General features: G+C 57.8%; 12 protein-coding genes. All 12 read left to right on the top strand.

All coding sequences use genetic code 11. The features are described 5' to 3' along the window. Positions 1-397 precede the first annotated feature (397 nt). Positions 398-1,816, top strand: a complete 1,419-nt coding sequence (locus KVT38_RS15700) for a sensor histidine kinase (protein WP_217594675.1) — start codon at positions 398-400, stop codon at positions 1,814-1,816. Then, positions 1,797-3,410 carry a response regulator gene (locus KVT38_RS15695; protein WP_217594674.1) on the top strand — a complete coding sequence of 538 codons (1,614 nt, stop codon included), beginning with the start codon at positions 1,797-1,799 and terminating at the stop codon, positions 3,408-3,410. The genes KVT38_RS15700 and KVT38_RS15695 overlap by 20 nt, the downstream gene beginning before the upstream one ends. A gap of 115 nt (positions 3,411-3,525) precedes the next feature. Beyond that, positions 3,526-4,947 carry an extracellular solute-binding protein gene (locus tag KVT38_RS15690; RefSeq protein WP_254639263.1) on the top strand — a complete coding sequence of 474 codons (1,422 nt, stop codon included), beginning with the start codon at positions 3,526-3,528 and terminating at the stop codon, positions 4,945-4,947. A gap of 61 nt (positions 4,948-5,008) precedes the next feature. After that, complete coding sequence (locus tag KVT38_RS15685) at positions 5,009-5,878, top strand: carbohydrate ABC transporter permease (protein ID WP_217594672.1); 870 nt, start codon at positions 5,009-5,011, stop codon at positions 5,876-5,878. Between the two features lie 5 nt (positions 5,879-5,883). Further along, positions 5,884-7,197, top strand: coding sequence for a carbohydrate ABC transporter permease (locus KVT38_RS15680; RefSeq protein WP_217594671.1), 1,314 nt, complete (start codon positions 5,884-5,886; stop codon positions 7,195-7,197). Positions 7,198-7,239: 42 nt separating this feature from the next. Beyond that, positions 7,240-9,897, top strand: coding sequence for an alpha-L-rhamnosidase (locus KVT38_RS15675; RefSeq protein WP_217594670.1), 2,658 nt, complete (start codon positions 7,240-7,242; stop codon positions 9,895-9,897). Positions 9,898-9,986: 89 nt separating this feature from the next. After that, positions 9,987-11,879, top strand: a complete 1,893-nt coding sequence (locus KVT38_RS15670) for a GH39 family glycosyl hydrolase (protein WP_217594669.1) — start codon at positions 9,987-9,989, stop codon at positions 11,877-11,879. Between the two features lie 225 nt (positions 11,880-12,104). Continuing rightward, positions 12,105-12,278, top strand: coding sequence for an AAA family ATPase (locus tag KVT38_RS35880; protein ID WP_254639262.1), 174 nt, complete (start codon positions 12,105-12,107; stop codon positions 12,276-12,278). Between the two features lie 10 nt (positions 12,279-12,288). After that, positions 12,289-12,483, top strand: coding sequence for a hypothetical protein (locus KVT38_RS35875; protein WP_254639261.1), 195 nt, complete (start codon positions 12,289-12,291; stop codon positions 12,481-12,483). A gap of 23 nt (positions 12,484-12,506) precedes the next feature. Continuing rightward, positions 12,507-13,244, top strand: coding sequence for an EcsC family protein (locus tag KVT38_RS15660; RefSeq protein ID WP_217594668.1), 738 nt, complete (start codon positions 12,507-12,509; stop codon positions 13,242-13,244). A 400-nt stretch (positions 13,245-13,644) separates the two neighbouring features. Next, positions 13,645-22,266 carry a Tc toxin subunit A-related protein gene (locus KVT38_RS15655; protein ID WP_217594667.1) on the top strand — a complete coding sequence of 2,874 codons (8,622 nt, stop codon included), beginning with the start codon at positions 13,645-13,647 and terminating at the stop codon, positions 22,264-22,266. Between the two features lie 13 nt (positions 22,267-22,279). Then, positions 22,280-26,745: SpvB/TcaC N-terminal domain-containing protein (locus tag KVT38_RS15650; protein WP_306795319.1), on the top strand; the 4,466-nt coding region annotated here is incomplete at its 3' end.

Here is a 26,745-nt window from a genome sequence, read left to right as displayed (position 1 = left end):
GTTTATTTTCCGCTATTTCGGCAGATCCATGTACCGAAAAATGATGCTCACGTCCTTTCTCATTATCGTGCTCACGGTGTCGGTGCTCGTGGCAAATTTTTATTCCCGCACGGCAGGGGATTTAAAGCGGCAGGCCGTCGAGACAAGCGAAAGAGCGATGCAGCAGTCCGCGGTCGCGTTCAATTCCTATTTGGAAAATGTTCGCGGCTTCGCTTGGAGCAACTTTAGGGATTTTGAATTTCAGAAGTTCGTCCAAAGCATGGGCAGCAACCCGGACGCGCTGAGCAAATACACGGGCGATTTTACGATTTATGTGAACGACAACCCCATCGTGTGGTCGATTACCGTCGACCAGTTAAACGGATTCTCCCTAAGAGCCGGAAACGCGATCCCGGATATGCTGCCGGAAGAGAAGGCGCGCATTGCCCGAATCGCCATCGAAGCGAGCGGCAAAGGCGTGTGGGTTCCATCGACGATATACGGATTAAATGCAGACCAGATGGAGCAGACGCTTACTTTTGCGCAAGCCATTCGAAGTATCTCACTCACTTCTCCGGGTCCGATCATCGGAGTCATGATGTACAATCTATCTTTCGATTCGTTAGATCAATGGTTCAAGAAAGTAGAGGGAGACCCGTCTAACCGCACTTATATTGTCAAGGCGACCGACGGTACCATCGTGCATTCCCTCGTTCCGGAGGAACGAGGCGAATCCCTGCTTCGTCCCGACGATCTGAAATCCGTTAAGAAAGCGAAAGGCGGACACTTCTATTCAAAAAGGGATTTCGGATCGGCTTTGGTCCTTTACGAGAAATTGGAGAGATCCGACTGGATGCTCGTGACGATGATGCCCGTTAAGCTGCTCATTAAACCGGTAAACGATTTTACGAAGAGTACCATCGTATTCGGATCTTTAAGCCTGCTTTTCTCCATGCTGCTAGCCGGATTTTTTTACTCTCGGACGATTACTCCCCTTAAAGAATTAAGCAAAGGCATGAAGGCGATCGAAGTCGGAAATTACGCGGTGAGCCTCCCGGTTAGAAGCTATGACGAGTTAGGATACATCACGTCGTCGTTCAACCGAATGGCCAAGGAAATCAACCGTCTTATTATGAAGGTATATGAATCAGAAATCACAAAGAAAAACGCGGAAATCAAAAGCTTGCAATCCCAGATCAATCCTCATTTTCTTTATAATACGCTCGGCATCATCGATAGTTTATCCGCCATCGACGGAGATGCCAGAATATCGTTTATTAGCAGATCGCTTGCCAAAATGTTTCGTTACAATATTAGCGGCGAAGATATCTCGACGATGGAGACGGAAATTCAACAAATCCGGTTGTATTTGTCTATCCAGAAGATACGGTTCGAAGAGAAATTCGATTATTTGATATACGTCGAACCGGGGTTGGAGCAAGCGCCGATTCCAAAGATGCTTCTGCAGCCGATCGTGGAGAACAGCATTCTTCATGGCGTTAGCCGAAGCCGTCATTCCGGAATCGTCAGGATCGAAGCGACATTAGAAGACGGAGATCGCGTACAGGTGAAAATTTGGAACAACGGCATGTCGATCGACTCGGAAAGACAGGAATGGCTCCGTGCAAGGTTAGCCGGGACGCCTAAATACGGAGAGTCGGTCGAAAACCGTTCTTCCATTGGCTTGCTGAACGTTCAAGCGAGAATCAAGCTGCTATATGGCGACGATTGCGGCGTTTCTTTTGAAAGCAGCAGCGCGTACGGAACGACGTTTACGTTGACGTTAAGGAATCAGGTGCACAAGGAGGAAACGAAGGATGAAATACATCGTTCTTGACGACGAGCCGATCATACGCCAGGGCGTCATCCATAAAATTCGGCAGACGGGATTGCCGCTGCTATTCGCGGGCGAGGCCGACGATGGCGTATCGGGGCTTGAATTGATCCGATCGGCAAAGCCGGATATCGTCTTGACGGATATCCAGATGCCGGAAATGAACGGCTTGGAATTCATTCGCATAGCCAAGACCTTGTATCCGCGGATGGAATATATCATTCTCAGCGGATTCGACGATTTCGAATACGCCAAGAAGGCGATTGGCTATGGTGTAAGCCATTATCTCCTAAAACCGGTGGAGGACGATGAACTATACGAGGCACTGAGCGGCTTAATCGAACGACTGCAGGCGGAGAAACACCGCGACAAAATGGTCCTTAAGCTGCAGCAACAAGCGGAGACGGGGCAGGAAGCGGCAAGAAGCCAAACGCTCACGAGGCTATTAAACGAAGAGGAAACGAACATCGCGGATCCGTTGCTCGACGAACTGTCCGTCGGCTGCGTTTCTTTTTCATCGGTCGTCTTGCAGGTGGAACCGGTAAAGCTACCCCATTATTCGTTTGCGGAAGACGAAGAGGAACTGATTTGGTTCTCGGTAAAAAACATCGTAGCGGAGGGGTTTAAGGCCGGAGGCATCGCAGGCTTTCTCGTTCATAGTTCGCTGAACCGCTGCGAATTCGTATATGTGTTCGGTCTCAAAGCGGGTCAAGATCGTTCAATCGTTCTTTCCGCGGCAGAGACGGTTGCTTACGGCGTTCGCAAGTATTTGAAAATCAACGCGGTGGTCGGGATCGGTCCGTTCGCGGATAAGCTTGACCGCATCCAGGAGATTTACCGAGCAGCGAAGCAATCGGCACGGAACGCGGTGCTCCATGGCGGAAACCGGGTTTCTCATTGGACCGCACAGCTCCCCTATAAGGCAAATCGGCAGTCCATCATCGGCATTGAGGACAGCAAATTGCTTGCGGAATGGCTGGATCGTCAAGATGCGGACCAAATCACGCGTTGGACGAAACGGCGCCTGGGCGCAATCGCGCAGGATCCGAATTCCGTTTTCGTGCAAATCGAATGGTTTTGCGTCGATCTTTACCTGCTGTTCAATAAATATTTGCTTGCCAATGCCGTAGACGCGGAATGGACGATTGGCGAGCTGGACGACATGCTGCGCTGGCTGCAGCAGATCACGCGATTCGGCGAAATCGAAGAACGGATGGTCGTTTTGGCTTCGACTGTTATCGGCCGTCTTGCCAGAAGCGGAGAACTGTCGGGAAAAGAAGTGATGGAGGCCGTTCGGGCGTATATCGATCATCATTTTGCCGAGCCTTTATCCTTGCAGTCCATCGGCGAGCGGTTTTCCATTCATCCGAATTACTTCTCCAAACGGTTCAAAGAAAAATACGGCGAAAGCTTCATCGAATATTTAACCTCGCTGCGAATGAAGATGGCCGCCAAGCTGCTCAGCGACACGGATTTAAAAATCCATCAAATCGGGGAAAGAGTCGGCATCGAAGACGCTGCCTATTTCGGAAGCGTCTTTCGCAAGTGTTACGGCGAGACGCCCAAGCAATATCGGGAACGCTTACATTCAACTTAAAATTTTCATATCGAATCGGCATAACCCGTTAAGATATTCGCTTAAACCTCCGAATCGGCGGACCTATAATTTAAACAAGCAAGACTAAATGGACACGAGGGGGAAGCTGGCTACAATGAAAAAGAAGATTCGCATGTCCGCCGCATCCATGTTATTGCTGACGATCGCTTTAACGACCGCCGCATGCGGAGGGAACAACGGCAACGAAAACGCGTCGCCGAGCACGAACACCGCCCCCGAGAGCAGCGCCGCCGTATCGGCCTCCGGATCTCCTAGTGCTTCCGCGCAAGCGGAACCCGTAGAGATTGTCGTGTGGGATAAACCGAGCGCCGACGCGGCCGACAAGGCCTTCAAGGAAGAAGCTTTCGCCGCTTTCGAAGCGAAGTACCCGAATATCAAGGTCACTCACGTTGAGCAGACCAAAGAGAAAGAGCGCGAGCAGTTTATGACCGCGGTAGCCGGCGGGGAGCAGCCCGATCTGTACAAGAACCCATATCCGGACATGGAGTCTTACATCGCGCAAGGCATTGCGGCAGACATTACCGATCTTTGGAACAGCTTTGAAGGGAAGGACGGCTATCTGCCTTCGTCCCTGAACGCCGCAACGGTAGACGGCAAAATTTACGGCGTTCCGAACGACATGTACGTCACAGGATTGTTGTACAACAAGCAAATGTTCACCGACGCTGGTCTCGATCCGGCTGCGGCCTTGAAGGACTGGGACTCGTTCGGAGCGGCCGCGCAGAAGATGACCGACGCCGCCAAGGGGACTTACGGCTACGCGATTCTCGGCATGGATTGGGCGGATTGGTTCTTCGAGTACTACGTATGGCAAGCCGGCGGCGATCTGACTGAGAAGCAGCCGGACGGCACGGCCAAATTGATGTTCACGTCCGACGCGACGATCAAAGCGCTGCAATACTACAAAGACCTGAAATTCAAGTATAAAGCGACACAGAAGAATGTCGTACAGAGCTTGGACGACAACCAGAAGGACTTCTATACGGGACGCGCAGCTTCCATGATCGCGGGATCCGACTGGATCGGGGGCCTCGTAGCCAAAGGCATGGATCTGAACAACATCGGCTTCTCCGCCTTGCCGGCAGGTCCGTCCGGCAAAGCGCCTTCGCAAGTCGGCGGAAGCTACTGGATCCTTAATCCGAAGTCTTCCCCAGAAAAACGGCAGGCGGCCTTTACGTACGCAACCTATATAACATCGAAAGAATACCTCGAATCGGTGCTGCAATACAACAAGGACAACGGCATGTTCCCGAACCTGCTTTCCGTTCGGACCGACGTCGACGTGACGGATTTCGTCGACGGCCTGCCAGCGGAGGTCGTGAGCGGCGTTCAATCGGCTGCGAAAGACACGCATCTGGAATATTTCCTTAAAGCGCGCTTGAGTCCTTATATCGTCAAGCCGATCCAACAGGCGCTCCTTGACGAGAAGACCGATCTGTCGGCCGTGCTGCAGACGGCGCAGGATCTCGCGCAGAAGGAAGTCATTGATAAGTATAACGAGGAAGTAAAAAAATAAGAGGGATCGGGATTCTCTCCAAGAGGGAATCCCGATTCTGTTCCAGGGGTGAACGAACCGTATGACCAGAATAACGAACATCCGTTGGATGCCCGTCTTCTTTCTGTTGCCGTCCGTGCTCTGCTATCTGTTGTTTAAATACTATCCGCTGTTAAGCATGGTCCGCGTCAGTTTCTTTCGCTACAGCATCGTCAATCCGCCAGGGGAGTTCATCGGCCTGGCCAACTATACGGAGTTTCTTTCCTCGTCGACCTTCTGGCAAGCCGTATCCAATACGTTCGTGTTTTTTGCGCTTTATCTGGGTCTAACTTTCTGGATTCCGATCGTGCAAGCGCTGCTGCTCAGCGATATTCGCAAGGGTAACGCATTCTTTCGTTTCATGTACCAATTGCCGACGATCATGCCGGCGGTCGCGGGCGTACTCGTATGGAAATGGATGTACAACCCCGATTACGGTTTGCTGAATTACTGGCTCCAATTTATCGGCCTTGGCCCGTATATGTGGCTCAACGACTTGAATATAACGAAGTTGGCCATCGTATTGCCCGCGGTGTTCGCAGGCAACGGCATCTCGCTTCTGCTTTATTATTCGGCGATCAAATCGATTCCGACGGAAATCTTGGAAGCGGCCAAAGTAGACGGAGCCAGTCCATGGAGAAGAATGTGGACGATGCTGCTGCCGAACATCCGATTCATTATCGTGATCCAGTTTATCGCCTTCATGTCCGGCGTCCTGCTGGCTTACGACAATATCTACGTCATGACGCAAGGCGGTCCGGCAGGAAGCACGACCGTCGTATCGATGCTGGTCGTGAACACGGCCTTCCAGCAGTCGCGCTTCGGGATTTCGGGCGCCATGTCCTTGTTCATGTTCTTCGTGATTGCTTTATTGACCGTCTTGCAAAATAAAATTTCCGCGGAGAAGGATTGAGCGATATGAAACGAACGCGCATGGCGGAGAGAGGACAGCGGTCTCTTACCCTTACAGCTTACGCGGTGACAATTCTTTTTACGGTTTTTTCCCTGATCCCCGCGCTATGGATGGTCTCCTCGGCGTTCAAATCGGATAAGGACATTGACGCCTATCCGCCCAAGTGGATCCCTCAGATTCCTCAATCGATCAGGGTTACGCTCGATTATTCGGGACTTGGACCGATGGAGCAGGCGGATTACGAGAAGGATGCCATGGAGGCGATCTGGTTTCCCTGGATGAAAAATATCCGGGAGAATATCGGTGAAGTCAGAATTACCGGCATCCGGGACGGGAAGAGGATATTTCAAGCCTTTACGGAGTCGTCTTCGTTCCGGGCCGGACAGCCCTCGATCGTTCCATCCACGTTGTTTACCAGCCAGTTGATGGATCGCAAGCTTCCGATGATTCGCGATAAAAAGCTGTCCAAGTTTACTTGGTACGGGGACGGAGGAAGCGACGTTTCGAATGGGAAAGGCGTGGCGAAGAGCGAGCTCTCGTCGCGGTTCGCGGAATTTTACGGCTCTTCGGAGATCATCCAGGGAAAAGTTGCGGCGATCGAGGAGAAACAAGCTTGGACCCGCATGTTCGACAGCTTTATTTCGGTGAACAAGATCGCGACGAATGCTGCCGGTCCGCTTGGATTCACGAAATACTTCATCAACAGCGCGATCGTGACGCTGTCCTCGGTGGCAATACAGTTGTTGCTCGGGGGTTTGGCCGGTTATACGCTGGCTCATCTGATATCGAACAAAAAGTGGCAGTTCTTTTGGATTATGTTCTTCCTGGCGACGATTATGATACCGGATATCTCTCTGCTGTTGCCGCTGTATTTGCTCATGAAGGATTTGCATCTGGTCAATACGCTTTGGGCGATCATTCTGCCTCATTCCGCCTGGGGCATTGTTATTTTCCTATTCAAAGGCTTTTTCGATCAAATCTCGAAGGAGCTCCTGCAAGCGGCGAGGGTGGACGGAGCATCCGAATTTCGCACGTTCCTGCAGATCGTCGTTCCGTTATCCGTGCCGATCTTCGCGGCCGTCAGCGTGCTGACGTTCATCCCGGTATGGAACGAATTCGTCTGGCCGCTTGTCGTGAACAATCTGCCTCAATACTGGACGTTTACCGTCGCGCTGAACGATCTGCAGAATCAGAGCAATGTCCAGCAAAATATGATTATGGCCAGCTCGTTTATTTCGATGATTCCTTTGCTCGTGATTTTTGTCTTCGCGCAGAAGTATATAGAGAAAGGCGTAGCGTTCTCGGGAGTCAAAGGCTAGCAGGACAGATCGGATAATTAACGCATGGGGGAGGCGATTCAAATGCTTTCGGTCCATCTGCTTTGCGAATACTTGCCAAACCCCGTAGCGATTCAGAAGGAAGCGCCTTGCTTCAGCTGGCAATTAAGCGCCGACGGGCGCAATCGGTCGCAAACCGCGTATCGGGTTACGGTTGCCGACGATCCGGGGAAGCTGAATGCGGAGCGCGATTTGCACTGGGATTCGGGCAAAGTCATTTCGAATAACAACTATCACGTCGAATACGAGGGAAATCGGTTGGAGAGCGACACCCGATATTACTGGCGCGTCGTCGCTTGGGACGAAACGGATCGAGAGGGGGAGCCCAGCGAAACGGCCTCCTTCCATATCGGGCTTCTGCATAAAGAGGATTGGTCCGGACAATGGATCGGCGCCCCGGATATCGCGGGCTCTCCGTTATTCCGCGGAACATTCCCGGTCGGTAAGCCGTGCGAGCGCGCCGTCGTTTATTTCGCTTGCCTGGGATACGGGGAACTCTACTTGGACGACAGCAAAGTCGGCGATCATGTTCTCGATCCCAACTGGAGCGATTACGACGATCGAACGATCGAAGGATTGCTTTATCCTTATAACGATAACGGAAAAAAATCGGTCTATTATGTGGCCTACGATATCACTCCCGATTTGAACGTCGGAAAGCATAGTTTCGGCGCGATGTTAGGCAACGGATTTTACAATCAAACCGCGCGTACGATCGAAGGCCGAATGTCTTACGGGACTCCCCGTTTCCTGCTCCAATTGAATATTAAATACACGGATGGCAGCACTGAGCAAATCGTAAGCGACGACAGCTGGCGCTGCGAGTGCGGGCCGATCCTGTTCGATAACGTTTTTGTGGGCGAGGTATATGACGCCAGGCGCGAGATCGAACGATGGAGCGAACCGGAATTCGACGAATCGGATTGGCGCCCGGTCCGAATCATGACGGCACCCAGCGGCCGGTTAAGGGCGCAGCAGTCTCCGGCAGATAAAGTGATGGGCACGATTGGGCCGATATGCCGAACGCAGCTTGGAGACGGTTGTTACGTCTACGATATGGGTCAAAATTTCTCGGGATGGGTCAGATTGCGGTTGAGATCGTCACCTCGCGGCTCCCGCTTTACCCTCCGGTTTGCGGAAGAGTTGAATCCTGACGGCACGCTCGACTTTACGAGCGCGGGCGGGACGGACCAAATTCAGCATGACGTCTATATTTCGAGAGGCGATGAAATTGAAGATTACGAGCCAAGATTCGTCTGGCACGGGTTTCGTTACGTTGAAATATCGGGGTTTCCCGACGAACCGGGGGACGACGCCGCGATCGGCGTTATTGTCCACGCTTCGGTGGATTCACTGGGTTCTTTCGAATGCTCGGACGAGACGCTTAACCGCATTCAGCGCATGTACCGTTGGTCCCAACTGAGCAACCTGCACGGCGGCGTGCCGAGCGATTGTCCTCATCGCGAGAGGTTGGGATACACCGGGGACGGTCACATTACGGCCAAGGCCGCCATCTATAACTTCGGAATGGCCTCCTTTTATCGGAAGTGGGTTCAAGACATCGGCGACGCGCAGAACGTTCAGACCGGCTTCGTCCCCCATACCGCTCCCTTTAACGGAGGCGGAGGCGGACCTGGTTGGGGAAGCGCCTATGTCATCGTGCCTTGGCTCGTATACCGAGCTTACGGGGATTTGAGCCTGCTTCGGGATCACTATGACGGCATGAAGAGATGGGGTGATTATCTGCAAGGCTGCACGGATGACGGATGCATCGTCGAGAGAGAGGAGCCGGGGAGCTGGTGCCTGGGCGATTGGTGCATTCCAGGTTCCATGGAACTGCCCGAACGTGTCGTTAACACTTATTTTCACGCTTACGTTACGAGATTGCTCGGATGCATGGCGCATGTGCTTGGCAGGGGAGACGATCAGCGACGCTACGAGGCACGATACGCCGACATTTGCTTGACGTTTAATGAGCGATTTCTGGACCCGGAGCGGAATCGCTATTCGATCGGCAGGCAAGGAGCGGATCTTTTCGCTTATGCGCTCGGCTGCGTTCCGCCCGAACGGGAACCGGCCATCCGAAACCGGCTGCTGATGCAGTACTCGGAGGCGCTCGGTGGCTGCGTAGATACGGGCATATTCGGAACCGGTCTGCTATTTGACGCGCTAGCCGATTGGGGCGAGACGGATACCGCGATCGCGCTGGCCGTCAGAGACGCGTATCCCGGCTACGGCTACATGATCAAGAACGGCGCTACAACCCTCTGGGAGAGATGGGACGGGCTGGAATCCCGTAACCATCCGATGTTCGGGAGCATTAGCGCCTGGATGTTCGAGCATTTGGCAGGCTTGCGCATGTGCGACGAATCCATCGCTTTCGCGCGAATGGTCGTGAAGCCGCCGGTAACTTTGAAGCTCGCTTACGCCAAGGCGGAGATCTCGACAATCAGAGGAACGTACGCCGCCGGTTGGAAGCGGGAGGGGGATTTAACGGTGCTGGAAGCCACCGTGCCGGTAAACGGGTCGATCGTCATCGAACTGCCGGATCGCTTGCGGGAGCAGATCTCGATCTTCGAAAGCGGACAGCCTCTGTTCGATGGCGTCGACTACGTAACGGAGGACAACCGCATCGTTCTGGGGTCCGGCCATTATCGAGCGAGCTGGGTTGAGAGTCCTTAAATCAATGTATGGAAAGGAGGTGACAATCGTTATCGCGAGCAAGCCGCCGTATATTGAAAGCGCTTTTAAAAAACAAAGGAGTGATTTCAATGAATCAGGCTCAAGGGAATAACGTTTTGTTCATGGGTTTGAATAGGAAGAAGCGGATCACGCTGGCTTTGCTGTCGATCATGGCCATCACGATTCTCATATCCTTTCCGCAGGTCGGCTTCGCGGCGACGTCCGCGACGATTCAATTCAATCAGAGCCAGGGCCAACGCAGTCCGAATGTCTTCGGCGGCTCGATTAACCAGCTGGACGGCGCCTCAGACGTGGATTCTTTGCGTTCGGTAGGCATTAGCTTCGCCCGCCGCGACGTCTATTTATCCCAAATCCTGCCGAATACGACCGTTGCGCAATATCTGGCGGACATGTCCGTCTCGGGCGGCGTGGACGACCCGAATAACTGGGATTGGAGCCAGTACGGGTGGGTGGACACCTACCATAACAAAGGGCTCAAGACCATGATCATCTTGTCCTACAACGTGGGTTGGTTGTCCTCTAACAACGCGAATAACGGCGTACCGAAGAACTGGACCGTCTACGAGGACATCATTAAGAAAATCACGCAGCGGTTCCAAGGAAAGATCGATTTCATCGAGGTTTGGAACGAACCGGATCTCGCCCAGTTCCTCGATATTTCAAATAGCGGTTACGCCAACAGCTTGGCGGCTTACAAGGCGATCTATACGCATGCGGCCAATGCGGTCCGCAGCGTCAACGCCACGATCCCGATCGGCGGGCCTTCGTTGTCGACGACGGACACGAGCTGGGCGAATGCTTTGCTTCAGGACGCGAACACGAAGCCGAACGTAAACTTCTTGTCTTATCACCATTATCAGATGGTCCCTAACGGTGAGCCGAATATTCAAGCTTTAAGGAACGTAGCCTCTGTGAACGGCGTCTCCAATATGCCGATCTATATTACCGAATGGAACTGGGATTGGCAATACATCGGTTCTTCGATGAATAACGATTCCACGCACGCCATTCCTTACGTCGCCCAAAGATTGAACGATATGATATGGAACAACGTCGCGGGAACCGGATACTTTGCCTTTAACAAGCAAACGACGCATCCGGATTTCTATTCGATCTATTCGAACGGAAGCCTGACACCGAAGATGAACACCTATCGCGTGTTGGCCAAACAATTGGGACTCGGGGCCGGAGCTTTCACCTTGAGAGGCAGCACTTGGGTTAACGGAGCAGCGTCGATCGTGGCGGGCGGCGCGACCAACTCAAGCGGGAATCCGGTCGCTTGGGTCGTCAATACGTCCACCTCGGTCGGGGATAACCTGAACTTTAACTTCAACGGATTAAAGGCGAACACGTCGTATGTAGCCGCGGCTTACGAGGCGAGCTTGTGGCAGAACGGAACGGCGGTAAGCTTCACGACATCGTTCACGACAAACGCGAGCGGGAACGCGACTATCTCCTTCTGGACGCCGTACGAATCGGTTATCGGCATTAAACTGACTGAACAAGCCCCCAGCCCCGGCGCAGTGTCTAACGGAAGCTTTGAATCGCCGACCACCTCGAACTTCGCTTACAGGCCTTTAGGCGCAACTTGGACGTTTACGGGCGATGCGGGCATTCAGCGCAACGGCGGCGACTTTGGAGCTTCGGCAGCTCCGCTGGGGGTGCAGACCGCTTTCGTTCAGAATAGCGGAACGATGTCCCAGCTCGTCAGTTTGACGGCGGGTACGTACAAGGTCGCCTTTAAGGCGGCCAAACGAACGAGTTACGGCGGTACGCAAACCTTCAATGTCATGTTCGATTCGACCTTGATCGGCACCTATACGCCTTCGACGGGTACCTTCGCTACGTTCTCGACGAACAATTTTGCGGCATCGGCGGGCCCCCATACGATTAGCTTCGTCGGTACGACAACTGGAGACAATACCGACTTTATCGACGACGTCGTGCTTTCGGCCGTGTAAAGAAAGAAACCGCCACCCAATGATTCGCACATGCGGGAAGAGAAGGGGCGAGTTTTCGCTCCTTCTCTTCCCGCATTTCTAAACAGGGCAGGATATTTCAGTTATAGATGTATTTCCCAAATATTTGATGTTAGTGTATGATAGGGTATCACTACGGTAGTACAGGTGATGTCTGTTGAATATAGTTACGTCGATGAAGTGAGAATCAGCATTGGGGGGGTATTTATGAAACAAGGCAGAATTGTTATTATTACTGGTTCACCAGGGACTGGTAAAAGTACAACGGCATCAATTGTAGCTAAAGAGTCAAATTTATCAAAGTCAGTACCTATGCACACTGATTTCTATCACTATATTCTTAAGGGGGCAATACCTCCATTTTATCTTAAGAGCGACTAAAGAAGAGACAATGAAACGAGCAATCAATCGTTCTAAATTGGACGAAGATGCAAACATTGCGTTGGTAGAACAAATGTGGGAGCAGTTTAACAATCTGGGTCACTATGAATCCAATATTATTGACACCACAAATCAATCGATCGAACAAACTGTTTCAATAATAAAAGGTGTAATTGAAAAAAAATCTTCTTTACTCACTATTTAATCCGTTGGAAGGAGCGGACCCGGATGGACTACGAGGAGAAGGTCCGGCAGGAGCTGGAGAATTGGGAGAACAGTCTCTACAAGACACCAGGCCTGTTTGAGAAAGCATCGAAGAAGCTCGGAGATAAAATAAATGCCATTATTCCGGCCAAAGTGCAGAACACGATAACAGGAACCGTAAAAGTGATTGTCCGGACGACGCTTTTCGGAGCTGAATATACGCCTAAGAGAATAGTTGAGCGTTCGCTAACGTTGGAACAAGCCGACGAGCAGGCGAGACAGGTCATTTCCCTTTATCAAAAGATCGCCGCAGCTGAGGGCGCCGGCACAGGCGCAGGCGGAATACTGTTCAATGCGGTTGATTTTCCAGCGTTAATCGCGATTAAGATGAAGCTGCTTTTCGAGCTTGCGCATGTGTACGGCTATTCGTCCAACGTTTTCTCCGAGCGAATCTTTATCCTATCGCTATTCCAGTTGACCTACTCGGAGAATAAGAAGCGCAGCACGATGCTGAAGCGACTCCGGGACTGGAACAACGAAAAGCTTCAATGGTCGTCGGATGCTGAATATTATAAAGAACTGAACTGGGAAATCTTCCAGAAGGAATACAGAGACGCGATCGACTTTCGCAAAATGCTGCAGTTGGTGCCCGGTATCGGTGCGGTCGCGGGAGCTTGGGCCAACTACAGCATCGTGGAGGAACTTGGCAGATTCGCAATAAACGGCTACCGGATTCGGAGATTGGGGGACAACTTGCGCTGAACGGAAACCCTATATTCCAGCGAAGGGAAAACTGGGACTATGGGAATATCCGATAGACGAAGCGTTGATCCTTCAAAAACCAAACCATTATGGCAAGCGAAAGCTTGAATGCATCCCATGTATAATAACGAAGCAGTCCCGAACATAAAGGTTCGGGCTTTTTTTGCATGACATCCATCGCCAGCCGCTCTCACGGTGCAGGTTTTTTCGACGAGAAATGACAAAACCCGCATTCCGCTATCCCCTCCGGAAGTCCGATTTTCCGTTGACCGTGTCATTACTTTTCAACCCGTATGATGTGACGGAGGTCACTTGTTTCAGGTAATCATTCCCAATAAAATGGGAAAGCGAAAATAGTATCACTCGATATACCAAAAGATCAAAACGAAGCGGAAGGAACGTGAAACGTTTGACGAAGGAATCAACCAGCCGCGTATTCGGCGTCGTGTCCGTCGGTTCGGTCACGGTCGAAGGCGTACTCGTGAAGCTGTTCAACCGCACGCTGCGGGAGGAAACGCAACTCGGCTCAGCGGTTACGGATGAATGCGGACGCTACCAGATCGAATACGACCGCGAGCCGCTGCTTCAGTCCGGCCGCAAAACGATCGACCTGTTCATCCGTGCCGAGCATCCGGACGGCGAATACGAGCCGTTCCAATCGCCGGTCATCTATAGGGCCAAGGCGATCGAATCGGTGGCCGTACAGCTGCGGCCGGTCGAACGCGCGGGAACGGAATGGGAGCAAATCGAAGCCGCGCTGGCGCCGCTTCTCGCCGAGGCGGATACGGCCGACTTGACAGACGAGCAAGCCGAATACGCGGCCGGAGCGAGCGGCATCTCCCCGCACCGCATGCTAAATTGGCGGTCGGCGCACAGGCTGAGCCGGGAGAGCGGCGCCGTGCCTGCATCCGTCTATTACGGGCTGCTTCGCACGGGTCTTGCCGCCCATACGGAAGGACTTGCGACCCTGCCCTCCGGCGAGTGGGAAAGGGCGTTGGAGCAGGCTGCACAGCACCGATATATCCCCGACCTCGACGAGGGGACGCGTGTAAAATCGATTGCCCGGCTCGAAGAGCTGGCGGAGAAACGGAGGGAGACTGCACTTGCGGCCGCAGACCGGATGCTGCAGTCCGAGTCCGACGAGCCGACGCTTCGCCGGCTGGCGCTGGCGCGTTTCCTCTCGGAGCGGCCCGCCGTTCCCGCTGCCTTCCGGACCGCGGCCAAGCAAAGCCATACCGAAGCCGCGCCGCTTCGCGAGGAGGCGGGAACGGAGCACGAAGCCTTCGAAGATTGGCTTCGTAAAGAGCGGAGCATGTTTCCGCACTTCAATGCGGATGACGCGCTCGACGAAGCGAAACGGACGGGTATCCTTCGCAATCCCGCGAGAGAGCGGCTGGCGCGTTTCCTGGAGCAATCCGCCGATTTCGACATCGAGAAGACGGTCATCGACGAGTATATGGCCGCCGGACGCAACGAAGAGCGAGCGGGCTTGGCGGCAGAGGTAGTCCTGACGGAGCAGGATATCGCCAGTCTGAAGGCTATACAGCGGGTTTATCAAATTACGTCGCAGCCGGAGCATGTCGCCGAGTTGGTGGGCAGCGGGCTGGATTCGGCGATGAGCGTTGCCGGCGTCGGCGAGGAAGCGTTCGTCGAGCGCTTCGGCGAGGCGCTGGGGGGCGGGGAGGAAGCGCAGCGCGTGTACGCCCAGGCCGAGCAGATTTACGCGACGGCGACGCAGCTGTATACCTCGGTTTATCAAGCGATGAACGACGTCAATCCCGCCGCGCTCGGCGGGAGCGCGCTCGCCGAATCGCTGCGCAAGGCGTTCCCGGACTGGGCCGCCTTGTTCGGGAGGATCGACATGTGCGACTGCGCCCAGTGCCGGTCGGTCTACAGTGCGGCGGCTTATTATGTCGACCTCCTGCAGTTCCTGAACCCCAAGACGCTGCCGACCGGCGTATATGTCCGGCCGATCGACGTGCTGCGGCGCCACCGGCCGGACTTGGAGCATATCAAGCTCACCTGCGAGAATACGAACGTGGAGATCCCGTATATCGACCTGGTGAACGAGGTGCTGGAGAGCTACATTGCGCGCGGCGTTCCGATCGCCAACAACACATCGCCGGATAGCGATGCCGAGGATCTCGGCGTGCAGCGGGAATACAGCGATACGTTCCCCGAATCGATCTCCGTTCAAGCGGCTGCCGCGGTCAAGGACTATCTATACCCGTTCGGTCTTCCCTACGACAAGGATCTGCAGGAGATCCGCGCGTATCTCGGGCTTCTAGGGACCGAGCTGCACACCCTTCTGTCGGTATTCCCCGAGCGCCACGGGGAGTCTGCACTAGCGGCGGAATACCTCGGTTTGTCCCGAAGAGACCGCGAGATCTGGGAGGAACAGACTGGACGGTCGCTGCAGTCGCTTTACGGGTACGACTTCGAGTCGATCTCGTCGCAGGGGCTGCTCGGGGAGTACTATCCGAATTTCGACTTGTCCGGCGATCCGCTGTTTGCCCGCGTCGAACCGCAGGTCGCATTCGATTGGGATGAAGGGCCGCCCGAATCGACGCTTCCCGCCAAATTCAGTGTCCGATTGTCCGGTTCGATCGTGCTGTCGGCGTCGCAGCAAAAGGTGATCCAAATCGATTGTACGGGCGGCTACCGGCTGTGGCTGAACGGACAGCTGTTGTTCGACAGATGGAACGAGACGAACCCCGGGGTCGGCATAACGAGCCCGATTCCAATGCAGGCCGGCGTGCCCTATGCCATCAAATTGGAGCTCAGGTGCGGCGGAACAGCAGGGGAGTGGGGCTATCTGTATTGGGCAGATCCCGACAACTTCGGGCTTATTCCGCAGGAGGATTTGCGGTGCAGTTTGCCCTGGAGCCAATATCTCTGCCACGTTCCGGAATTGCTGGCACGTACGAAGCTGTCGTACGAATCGCTGCTGGAGCTCTTGAACACCCGTTATCTCAACCCGAATTCGGCGGTTCCGTCAGTGGTCGTCGCCGCGCAGGGAGATCCCTGCGACCTGAACACGATGTGGCTGCGCGGCGCGGAGAACGACAACCGGACTCCCCTCCGCCGGATGCACCGACTCGTCAGGCTGTCGCGCAGGCTTGGGGTCGGCTTCGCCGATCTCGACCGGGTTCTGGCGGCGTTTGGCAGCGAGCCGGGGACATTTCTGGTCAAGTATGCCGATATGCGCCGCATCCGAAGGGAGCTGGGCGAACGGTTGGCGACGGAAGCCGAGCTGCTTGCTCTGTGGAGCCCGCTCGATACGCACGGACCGGACTGCTTGTATGCGAAGCTGTTCCAGAATAAGGCGGTCGCGAATCCGCCCGATCCGGATCTTGCCCTGCTGGACGACCGTCAAGAGATCCGGGGCCATACGTTGCCGCTCTCCGCCAAGAAGGCGCAGATCCTGGCGGTGCTTCGGCTGAAGGATTCCGACTGGGCGGCGCTGCTCGAATCGGCCGGCCTGATCGAATCCGGGGCGCTCCTAACGCTGGCCAATCTATCCCTGCTGTACCGGTGCGCGCTGCTCGGCCGGCTGCTTGCCACGTCCATGGCGGAGCTCGCCGCATTGCTTCGCTTCACCGGGATCGCTCCGTTCGGGTCTCCCGTGGAGACGCTCCGGCTCATCCGTTATCGCCGCTTAATCGAAGCGGAAGGCCTTCGGATCGGCGAGCTGAATTATTGGTTCCGCAACAGGGAACTGCCGAACCAAGGGCGGGCGCCAACCGACGCGACGGTCGCCAAGCTGGCCTCAGCACTTCGGGCGGGCTACGACCGCATCGACGAGTCGGCGGCTTCGCAGGAGGACGGTCAAGAGACGGCCGGCTCGCTACGGCGCATGTTCGCCATTCAGACGTTGGCCGACAAGCTGGGATTAACCGAGACCGTCCTGGCCGAACTGATCGAGAAGACGCTTCATTCGGCAAACGCCAAGACGCCCGGCGCCTACCTGATCGACGACTTCCTGGGAACCGACCAAGGGCTTCTGTTGCCAGCCTACCGAAGACTGGACAAAGCGGCGGCTATCGTTCGCAGCCTGGGATGGGAGGAAGAGGATATCGCCTATGTACGGGCAAACGGAGCCGACTTTGACGGGTTCAGTCTGGATCGCGTGGTCTCGGGCGCGGCGGAGTCCGAAGCGGAATCCGGAGCCTCGTTCGCGCAGTGGCGGCTCCTGACCCGGTACAGTTATGCGAAGCGGCTGCTGCTTCCCGACGCACCCGGTCTGCCCGAACTGCTGGCCGGCGCGAAGAGGGCCGGAGCGAGCCGGGACAGCGTACTGCAGGCCTGGTCGGAAGCCGCGGGGTGGGACGCCGGCGATCTGCTCGCGTTAGGCGGACCGGCCGGATGGAATCTGCAGCCGTCGGACCTGGCGAATCCGGACCGCATTCCGGCGATCCGCGATGCCGTTCTGCTGTCCGAGCGCATTCGCGTTCCCGCCGTCAAGTGGCTGTCCTGGAACCTGCTCCAGCCCAACGCGCAGCTCGCCTTTGAAGTTAAAAACGCGGCCAAGTCGCAACACAGCGAGCAATCCTGGCGGCAGTACGCCGCGGCCGTCGAGAACGGATTGCGCGAGCAATGGCGTGACGCGTTGGTGCATTTCGTGCTGGAGATGCCTGTCATCCGGCTGGAGGGGATCCGGGACGGGAACCAGCTGTTCGAATTTTTCCTGATCGACGTCGGCATGAATGCCGAGATGAAGACGTCGCGAATCAAGCAGGCCGTCTCTTCCGTCCAGCTGTTCGTACAGCGCTGCCTGCTGAATCTGGAGCCGAATGTTCCGCCCCGATTGATCAACGCGAAGCAGTGGGAATGGGTGAAAAACTACCGGACCTGGGAGGCCAACCGCAAAATTTTCCTTTACCCGGAAAATTGGGCGGAGCCCGATTTGCGCGACGATAAAACGCCGCTGTTCAAGGAGCTCGAAACCGAAATTTTGCAAAAGGATATCAACGACGCCAATGTCGCCGACGCGTTCGGCAGCTACGTATCCAAAATGGACGATATCGCGCGTCTGGACGTTCGGGCGATGTCCCTATATAACGGCGAGGTTCATTTGTTCGCCCGAACGTACGCCAAGCCGCATGCGTATTACCATCGCATCCGCAAAGGCCGGAAGTGGACGCCGTGGATCAAGATCGAAGCGGACATCCAGGGGGATCACGTCGTTCCGGTGCTGCACCAGTCAAGCCTGTACTTATTCTGGGGCGTCGTGGAGAAGAAGGCCGACCAGAAGGATAATGTTCCGCAGAGCGAATCGCCGGCAAGCACGCAGGAGCAGCTCGTCATGAGGCTCGCCTGGAGCGAATACCAGAGTGGCCGCTGGACGGCCAAGCGCCAATCGGACGATCATTTGCTGCTGCAGCTGCTGCTGCGGACGGACGACGAACAAGCAAGCAAAGCGTTGTATCGCTTGTATCCGACGGCCGTTTACGAGAACGGCAAAAAGAATCTCGGGCTTGTCGTGCTGAGGGATTACCGGCTTGCTTTCAGTACGGGGCTAAGTTACGAATCTTTCGAATGGGGACAGTTTATTTTTGACGATACGAGAAAGGGCGTCGTCGTCAAGCCGTATGCCGGCGGCAACCGGGTGCTTGTCTTCGGCCCCAGCGGCGTGGACATGGACGGATTGTTCCTCAAATGCGGCTCGACGCATCCCTTGATCATCCCGCGCATTCAGGGCGAGCTGCCGTACGGAGAGCCGATTCTGGCATTGAACCAGGCGCAGGGACCGTTCCGGCTCGTCATGCCTTACAATGCGTTTGCGCATTTTGCGTTCGACGAAGGCAGGAAAGACCTGGCGTTCGTCCAGCAGGACCGGCACCGCACGTATTACGCGGAGCAAAGCCGTGTTAATAGCGGACCGGTATTGAATTACGAAAATTTGTATCACCCGCTGACGCGCGCTTTCGTGCAGACCTTAAACGAACGGGGCGTGGAAGGGCTGCTGTCCCTGGAGACGCAGAAACTGACCAACGAGACGGACGGAGATACGGTTTTCAACCGGCTTTACCGGCCGACCTCCGCAGCGTCCGGGTTTAACGTAAAGGAAGTCGTGGATTTTGGCGACCAAGGGGCGTATGCCGTCTACAACTGGGAGCTGTTTTTCCATATCCCGATGCTGCTCGCTGACCGTCTGACGAAGGAGAAACGCTATGCGGAGGCGCTGAAGTGGTATCACGCGGTGTTTAATCCGTCCGTCGATTCCGCGCTTGAAGGAGCGGCCAAATATTGGCGCTTCCTGCCTTTCCATACGAATATTCAGGAGAACCGGATCTGGAAACTGCTGACCGTATTGGCCGACCCGGACGGGGATCCAGCCGTCAAGGAGATGCTGCAGCTTCAAATCGCGGAATGGCGGGAGAATCCGTTCGAGCCGCACCGGATCGCGAGGATGCGGATCAGCAGCTATCAGAAGGCCGTCGTGATGAAATACATCGATACGCTCGTCGCCTGGGGCGACGATCTGTTCGCGCGGGACACGATGGAGTCGATCAACGAGGCCACTCAGCTGTACGTCATGGCGGCGAGCCTGCTCGGTCCGCGGCCGGAGCGAATCCCTGAATTGACGGAGGCGTCGGCGAAGACGTATGCCGAGCTGCTGCAGGGCGGACTTGACGACTTTTCGAACGCGCTGGTCGATATTCAGAACCGCTTCCCGTACGTGTTGGTGCAGCCCGCGGTCGGTCCGTCCGGCGCGCCGGTCGGCACCGGCGTAGGCAGATCGCTGTACTTCGGAATTCCGCAGAACGACAAGCTGCTCGCCTACTGGGACACGGTGGAGGACCGGCTGCAGAAGATACGCAACGGGTTGAATTTGCAAGGCGTCGCGAGGAGTCTGTCCCTGTTCGAAGCGCCTCTCGATCCGGCGGCGATCGTCATCGCGGCGAGCGCGGGCGGGGGAACGGGATCGGTCCTCACCGATCTGTCGCAGCCGCTCGGCCATTACCGGTTCGCGGCCGTCATGCCGCTGGCGCAGGAACTGTGCGCGGAGGTCAAGTCGCTGGGCGCCGCGCTGCTCGCTGCGCTTGAGAAGAAGGACGCGGAGGAGCTGGGCGGACTGCGCGCCCGCCATGAGTCGTCCATGAACCGGCTGATCCGTCAGGTTAAGCTCTATCAGATCGAGGAAGCGAACAAGGTGCTGGAGGGCTTGCAAAAATCCAGGGCGGTAGCGGAGTACCGCTTCAACCATTACAAGCGAATTCTCGATGCGGGTCTGAATGCCTTCGAGCTGGGACAACTCGTCCTGCTGGGCGGGTCTGCCGTCCTGCAAGGGGTCGCGGGCGTAGCGGAGCTCGCGTCCTCCATCGGCCACGCCGTTCCGGATATGAATGTCGGTGTGGCGGGCTGGGCGAGCACGCCGTTCGTCACGGCCCGCTACGGGGGTTCGAATGTGGGTGGCGCAGCGAGCGCCTTCGGCAAGGCGATGGGGACGCTCGCTTCGATTCTCGGCACGGCATCCTCGATGAGCGGCATTATGGGCGAGCAGAAGCGAAGATCGGACGAATGGCTGCTTCAGCAGGAGACCGCCTCTCGCGAGCTGCAGCAGATCGACGCACAAATCGCGGCCGCCGGGATCCGGCTCTCGATCGCCGAGCGCGAGCTGGCGAATCACGACCGGCAAATCGAGCAGGCGGAGGAAGTCGAACGGTTCCTGCTGGAGAAGTACACAAGCCGCGAGCTGTACCAGTGGATGTCCAACCAGCTGACGACACTCTATTTCCAAACGTATCAGTTGGCTTACAATACGGCCAAGCGAGCCGAGATGGCGTACCGGTTCGAGCGGGGGCTGACCGGATCAGGCTACATCGTGTTCGGATACTGGGACAGTCTGCGCAAGGGACTGCTGGCGGGCGAACGGCTTCATCTGGACCTGAAGCGGCTTGAACTCGCCTACCAGGAGCAGAACGCCCGCGACTACGAGCTGACCAAGACAGTCTCGCTCGTCCAGCTGGACCCGATCGCGCTCATCGCGCTCAAAGAGACCGGGATATGCACGATTCAGCTTCCCGAAGAATTATTCGACATGGACCATCCGGGCCACTATATGCGGCGGCTCAAGACGGTCAGCCTCTCCATCCCGTGCGTGGCCGGTCCGCATACGGGCGTGCACGGCAGGCTGACGCTCATGTCGAGCCGCATCCGCGCGGCCAAGACGCCGGCTGCGCCGTACAAGATGCAGCCTGACGATACGCGGTTCCTGTACGACTTCGCCGCCGTCCAATCGATCGCCTTCAGCCATGCGCAGAACGATGCCGGCCTGTTCGAGCTGTCGTTCCGCGACGAGCGCTATCTGCCCTTCGAAGGGGCGGGCGCGGTATCCGAATGGAGGCTGGAGCTGCCGAAGGAGACGAACGCGTTCGACTTCGATACGATCGGCGACGTGCTCCTTCATCTCAACTACACGGCCCGGGAAGGCGGAGATACGCTGCGTCAGGCTGCCTATGCGAGCGCCGTATTCGAGCCTGCGGGACCGCAGGGGACGACAAGCGCGCCGATCCCGCAGCTGCCGCCTCAGCCGAGTCTGCAGCGGCTGATCAGCGTCCGCCACGAATATTCGGCGGAGTGGCACCGGTTCCTGCATCCGCTCCCCGCGGATACGGCCCAGACGCTGTCGCTCAAGCTGGACGGCGCCCGGTTCCCGTACCGGTACCGCGGCCGCAGCCTGACGGTCGGCGGAGTCAAGTGCTATCTCAAGCTGAAGGACGGCACGGTCTATCCGGCGACCGGCCCGCAGCTGGTTCTGACGCTTGCCGTTCCGGTCACCGGGACCGTGCTGTCCATGCCGCTGGTATCGAACGAAGCGGTGCTGCACGGCCTGCCGTCCGCGTCGTTCGACGTTTCCGGCGAAGGCCAGGGCTTCGGGGATTGGGTGCTGAGCGCTGCCGAATCGTCCGTCTTCGGCCTGCCTGATGCGTTGAAATCGTCCGTGGACGGACACGACCGATTGAATCCGGCAGTCATCGAGGATCTGCTCGTGCTCCTCGATTATGCCGTCGGTTGAGAGGAGGGCCAGCATGGCTGAAAACAAACGATACGAGCAAGACGGGGGCGGCCGGCCGCCCGGCGGCGCCCCGGCCGTCTCCCTCCCGAAGGGGGGCGGGGCGATCCGCGGCATCGGCGAGACGTTCGCCGCCAATCCTGCTTCCGGGACCGGCACCTTCACTGTGCCGCTGCCGCTCAGCCCAGGACGTTCAGGCTTCGGGCCGCGGCTCGATCTGACCTACGATTCGGGCGCCGGCAACGGGCCGTTCGGCTATGGCTGGAGCCTGAGCCTGCCGTACATCTCGCGCAAGACCGAGAAGGGGCTGCCGGTCTACCGCGACGAAGCGGAATCCGACGTTTACGTGCTGGCTGGCGCGGAGGATTTGGTCCCGGTCCGGGAAGCGGACGATTCCGGTCTCGCCGCCGCGGCCGGGACCGAGGGCTACCGGATCGACCGTTACAGACCCCGGACCGAGACCGAATACGCCCGCATCGAACGCTGGACGCGCCTGGATTCAGGCGCGATCCACTGGCGAGCCGTCAGCCGCGACAATGTCACGTCGGTATACGGGGGGACGGCTCAAAGCCGGATATCGGACCCAGCCGATCCGGACCGGCGCACATTCTCCTGGCTGCTCTGCGAGAGCTATGACGACAAGGGCAACGCTATCGTCTACGAGTACAAAGCGGAGGACGAAGAAGGGATCGATCGGATGGCTGCCTCCGAGCAGGGCCGCGAGCGGCCGGCGGGCCGCTACCTGAAGCGCGTCCGCTACGGCAACCGCGTCTCCCGTCTGATCGAGCCCGATCTCTCGGCCGCCGAATGGCTATTCGAAGCGGTGCTCGACTACGGGGAGGGGCATGCGGAGGCGTTCGATCCCGAGCCCGAGCGGCCGGCCGATGCCAAGCACCGGTACGTTAGGGCGACTGCCGATGAGCGGGGGAGCTGGACTTCGCGTCCCGATCCGTTCTCCGAATACCGCGCCGGATTCGAGGTCCGTACGCACCGCCGCTGCCGCCGCGTTCTCATGTTTCACTGCTTCCCGGAGCTTGGCGGCGTGCCTTGCCTCGTTCGCGCGGCGGAGTTCGGGTACGAAGACTTCGAATACGGCAGGGACTATACGGCCGAAGAAGAGCTCGCCCATCCGGGGAGCAGCCGCTTCGCATCGTTTCTCCGCTCCGTGACGCAGACCGGTTATGTCCGGCAACAGGCGCTGGAGACGGACGAAGACGGACGTTGCGTTTATTTGCGCAAATCGTACCCGCCCCTCGAGCTGGAATACGGCAAAGCGGTCATCCTGGAGGAGACGCGGGAGCTGGACGCGGACAGCGCGGCCAACCTGCCGGCGGGCGCGGACGGCGCCCACTACCGCTGGGCGGACCTCGAAGGAAACGGCTTGACCGGGGTGCTGACGAAGCAGGCGGACGCCTGGTACTACAAGCCGAACCTCGGGGGCGGCCGGCTCGGTCCCTTGGAGCCCGTGTCGCCGCTGCCCGCCTACGCGGCGGCCGGCGGCCGACAGCTCGTCGATCTCGACGGGGACGGACGGCTCGAATGGGCGAGCTTCGGAGGCGTCACCCCCGGCTATTCGGCTCGCCGAGCCGACGGCAGCTGGGAGCCGGACCGTCCGTTCGTCAGCCTGCCGAACCTCGATTGGGACGATCCGAATTTGCGGTTCGCGGATCTGGACGGGGACGGCCGGGCGGACATTCTGATCACCGAGCGGGATGCCATCGTCTGGCATCCGTCCCTCGGTACGGACGGCTTCGGACCGGCCTCGCGTACGGCCGGCTTCGACGACGAGGAGCGGGGCCCGCGGCTCGAGCTGGCCGACGGCGAGCAGTCCGTCTATCTCGCGGACATGTCCGGCGACGGCCTGGCCGATCTCGTCCGCATCCGCAACGGCGAAGTCTGGTACCGGCCGAACCTCGACTACGGCAGGTTCGGCGCCAGGGTCGCGATGGACGACGCGCCCTGGTTCGACTATCCCGATCAGTTCGACCGGAGCCGGATTCGGCTCGCCGATCTGGACGGGTCGGGCACGACCGACATCGTGTACGCCGGGCAGGCGGGCATCGCGCTGTACTTCAACCAGTCGGGCAACCGCTGGAGCGGACCGTACCGTCTCGGCTTATCGATCCCGGCGGACGCTGCGCTCGATGTCGTCGATCTGCTCGGGACCGGCACCGCCTGTCTCGTCTGGTCGGCGCCGCGCCCGGCCGAAGGCGAATCGGCGATCAAGTATGCGGATCTGCTGGGCGGGCGCAAACCGAATCTGCTCACCGGCATCGCGAACAACCTGGGAACGGAGACGAAGCTGAGCTACGCGCCGTCGACGAAGTATTATGCGGAGGACGCGGTGGCGGGGCGTCCCTGGCCGACCAAGCTGCCGTTCCCCGTCCAGACGCTCGAGCGAACGGAGACATACGACCGCGTCAGCGGCAGCCGGTTCGTCACCCGCTATGCGTATCACGACGGCTTTTATGACGGCATCGAGCGCGAATTCCGGGGCTTCGCGCTCGTGGAGCAGTGGGATACGGAGGAATATGCCGAGGCGGCGGAGAACGATACGTTCCGGCGCGTTACGAATGCCGATTCGTACACTAGTTTGCCGCCCGCGCTTACGAAGACCTGGTACCATACCGGAGACTGCGGGAGCCGCTCCCGCCTGTTCGGACATACCGCTCCGGCTGTCGGGGGCGAAGGGCGTCCGCTGCTCGACGATGTCGATCTCCCGTCCGACTGGGCAGAAGAAGAGCGGCGTGAAGCGTACCGGGCGCTGCGGGGCATGCCGCTGCGCCAGGAGATCTATGCGCTCGACGGTACGGAGAGAGAGGGGCTCGCGTACCTCGTGCGCGAGCATAGCTACGCGGTTCGCTGCCTGCAGCGCAAAGGGAGCGGCCGGCATGGCGTATTCGATGTCCATCCGCGGGAGACGGTAGTCGTCCGCAGCGAGCGCGGCGCGTCCGATCCCCGGATCGAGCACGAGCTGGCTCTTGCGACCGACGCTTACGGCAACGTCCTGAAGGCGGCGGCCGTCGCATACGGCCGGGCCGAACCCGATCCGGAGCTGAACGCGCAGGATCAGGAATTCCAGGGCGAGACGAAGCTCGTCTATACGGAGCACGAATATACGAACGCGGCGGAAACGGCCGGCGGCTATCGGGCGCCGCTGCCGTTCGCCACCCGCCGCTACGAGTTGACGGGCCCGGTTCTTCGGACGGCCGGGCGGCGGCTGACCTTTGCCGAAGCGGCGGAGGCTTGTGCCGAAGCCGCCGTTCTCGCGCCCGAAGCGAGCCCGGATACGATCGCGCTGCAGAAGCGTCTGTTAACGGAGACGCGCACGCGCTACCGCCGCGACGATCTGTCGGGCCCGCTGCCGTTCGGAAAGCTCGAGGCCGGGGCGATCCCGTACGAGAGCTACCGGCTCGCGTTTACGCCCGGCCTGTTGGACGTCGTATACGGGGGGTGGGCAGCTCATGAGCTGCTCGAGGATGAAGGAAGATACGTACGTCTGGAGGGCGACGAACGCTGGTGGGCGCCGTCCGGCCTCACATTCTATTCGCCGAAGACGGAGGATACGCCGGAGAGGGAGCTCGCCGAAGCAAAGGCGCATTTCTATGCCATCCGCCGCTATCGGGATCCGTATCATACCGAAGCTTTCCCCACGGAAGTCGCCGTACGCTATGACCGCTACGATCTCTTGCTCTTGGAGACGACGGATGCGCTCGGCAACCGGGTCTCCGTCCTGGAGACGGATTACCGTGCGCTCCAGCCTGCCTGCGTGGCCGATCAGAACGGCAACCGATCGGCTGTCCGCTTCGATGCGCTCGGTCTGGTGACGGGGACGGCCGTCATGGGCAAGACCGGGGACGCGCCGCGGGAAGGCGACTCGCTGGACGGCTTCGCAGCCGACCTGACCGAGGCCGAGACGCTCGCCTATCTGCGTGCGCCGGCGGAGCGGGCGCATGAGCTGCTGGGGTCGGCGACGACGCGGCTCGTCTACGATTGGTTCGCGTACCTGCGGACGCGGAGCGAACTTTGGCCGGAGCCGGCTGCCATCTCAACGCTGGCCCGCGAAACGCACGACGCCGAGCTCAAGGCCGGCGAGCGGACGGCGATTCAGCGCAGCTTCGCCTACTACGACGGATTCGGCCGCGAGATTCAGAAGAAGCTGGCGGCGGAGCCCGGACCGGTGCCGAAGCGTGACCCGGATACCGGCGCTATCGTCCTTGAGAACGGACGCCCTGCGATGAACGCCGAGGACGCGCCGGTTCGCTGGGTCGGCGACGGCTGGACCGTCTACAACAACAAAGGCCTGCCGGTTCGCCGCTACGAGCCGTTTTTTACCGATACGCACCGATATGAGCGCGATGTGCGGGTCGGCGTCAGCACGCTCAGGATGTACGATCCGCTCGGGCGCGAAGTCGCCGCCCTGCACCCGGACCATACCTGGGAGAAGGTCGTCTTCGACACCTGGTCCCAGCGTACGTACAC

This window comes from Cohnella sp. GbtcB17 (genome assembly GCF_019091135.1).
Classification (GTDB): domain Bacteria; phylum Bacillota; class Bacilli; order Paenibacillales; family Paenibacillaceae; genus Cohnella.
This window is presented reverse-complemented; position numbering and strand designations above follow the sequence as displayed.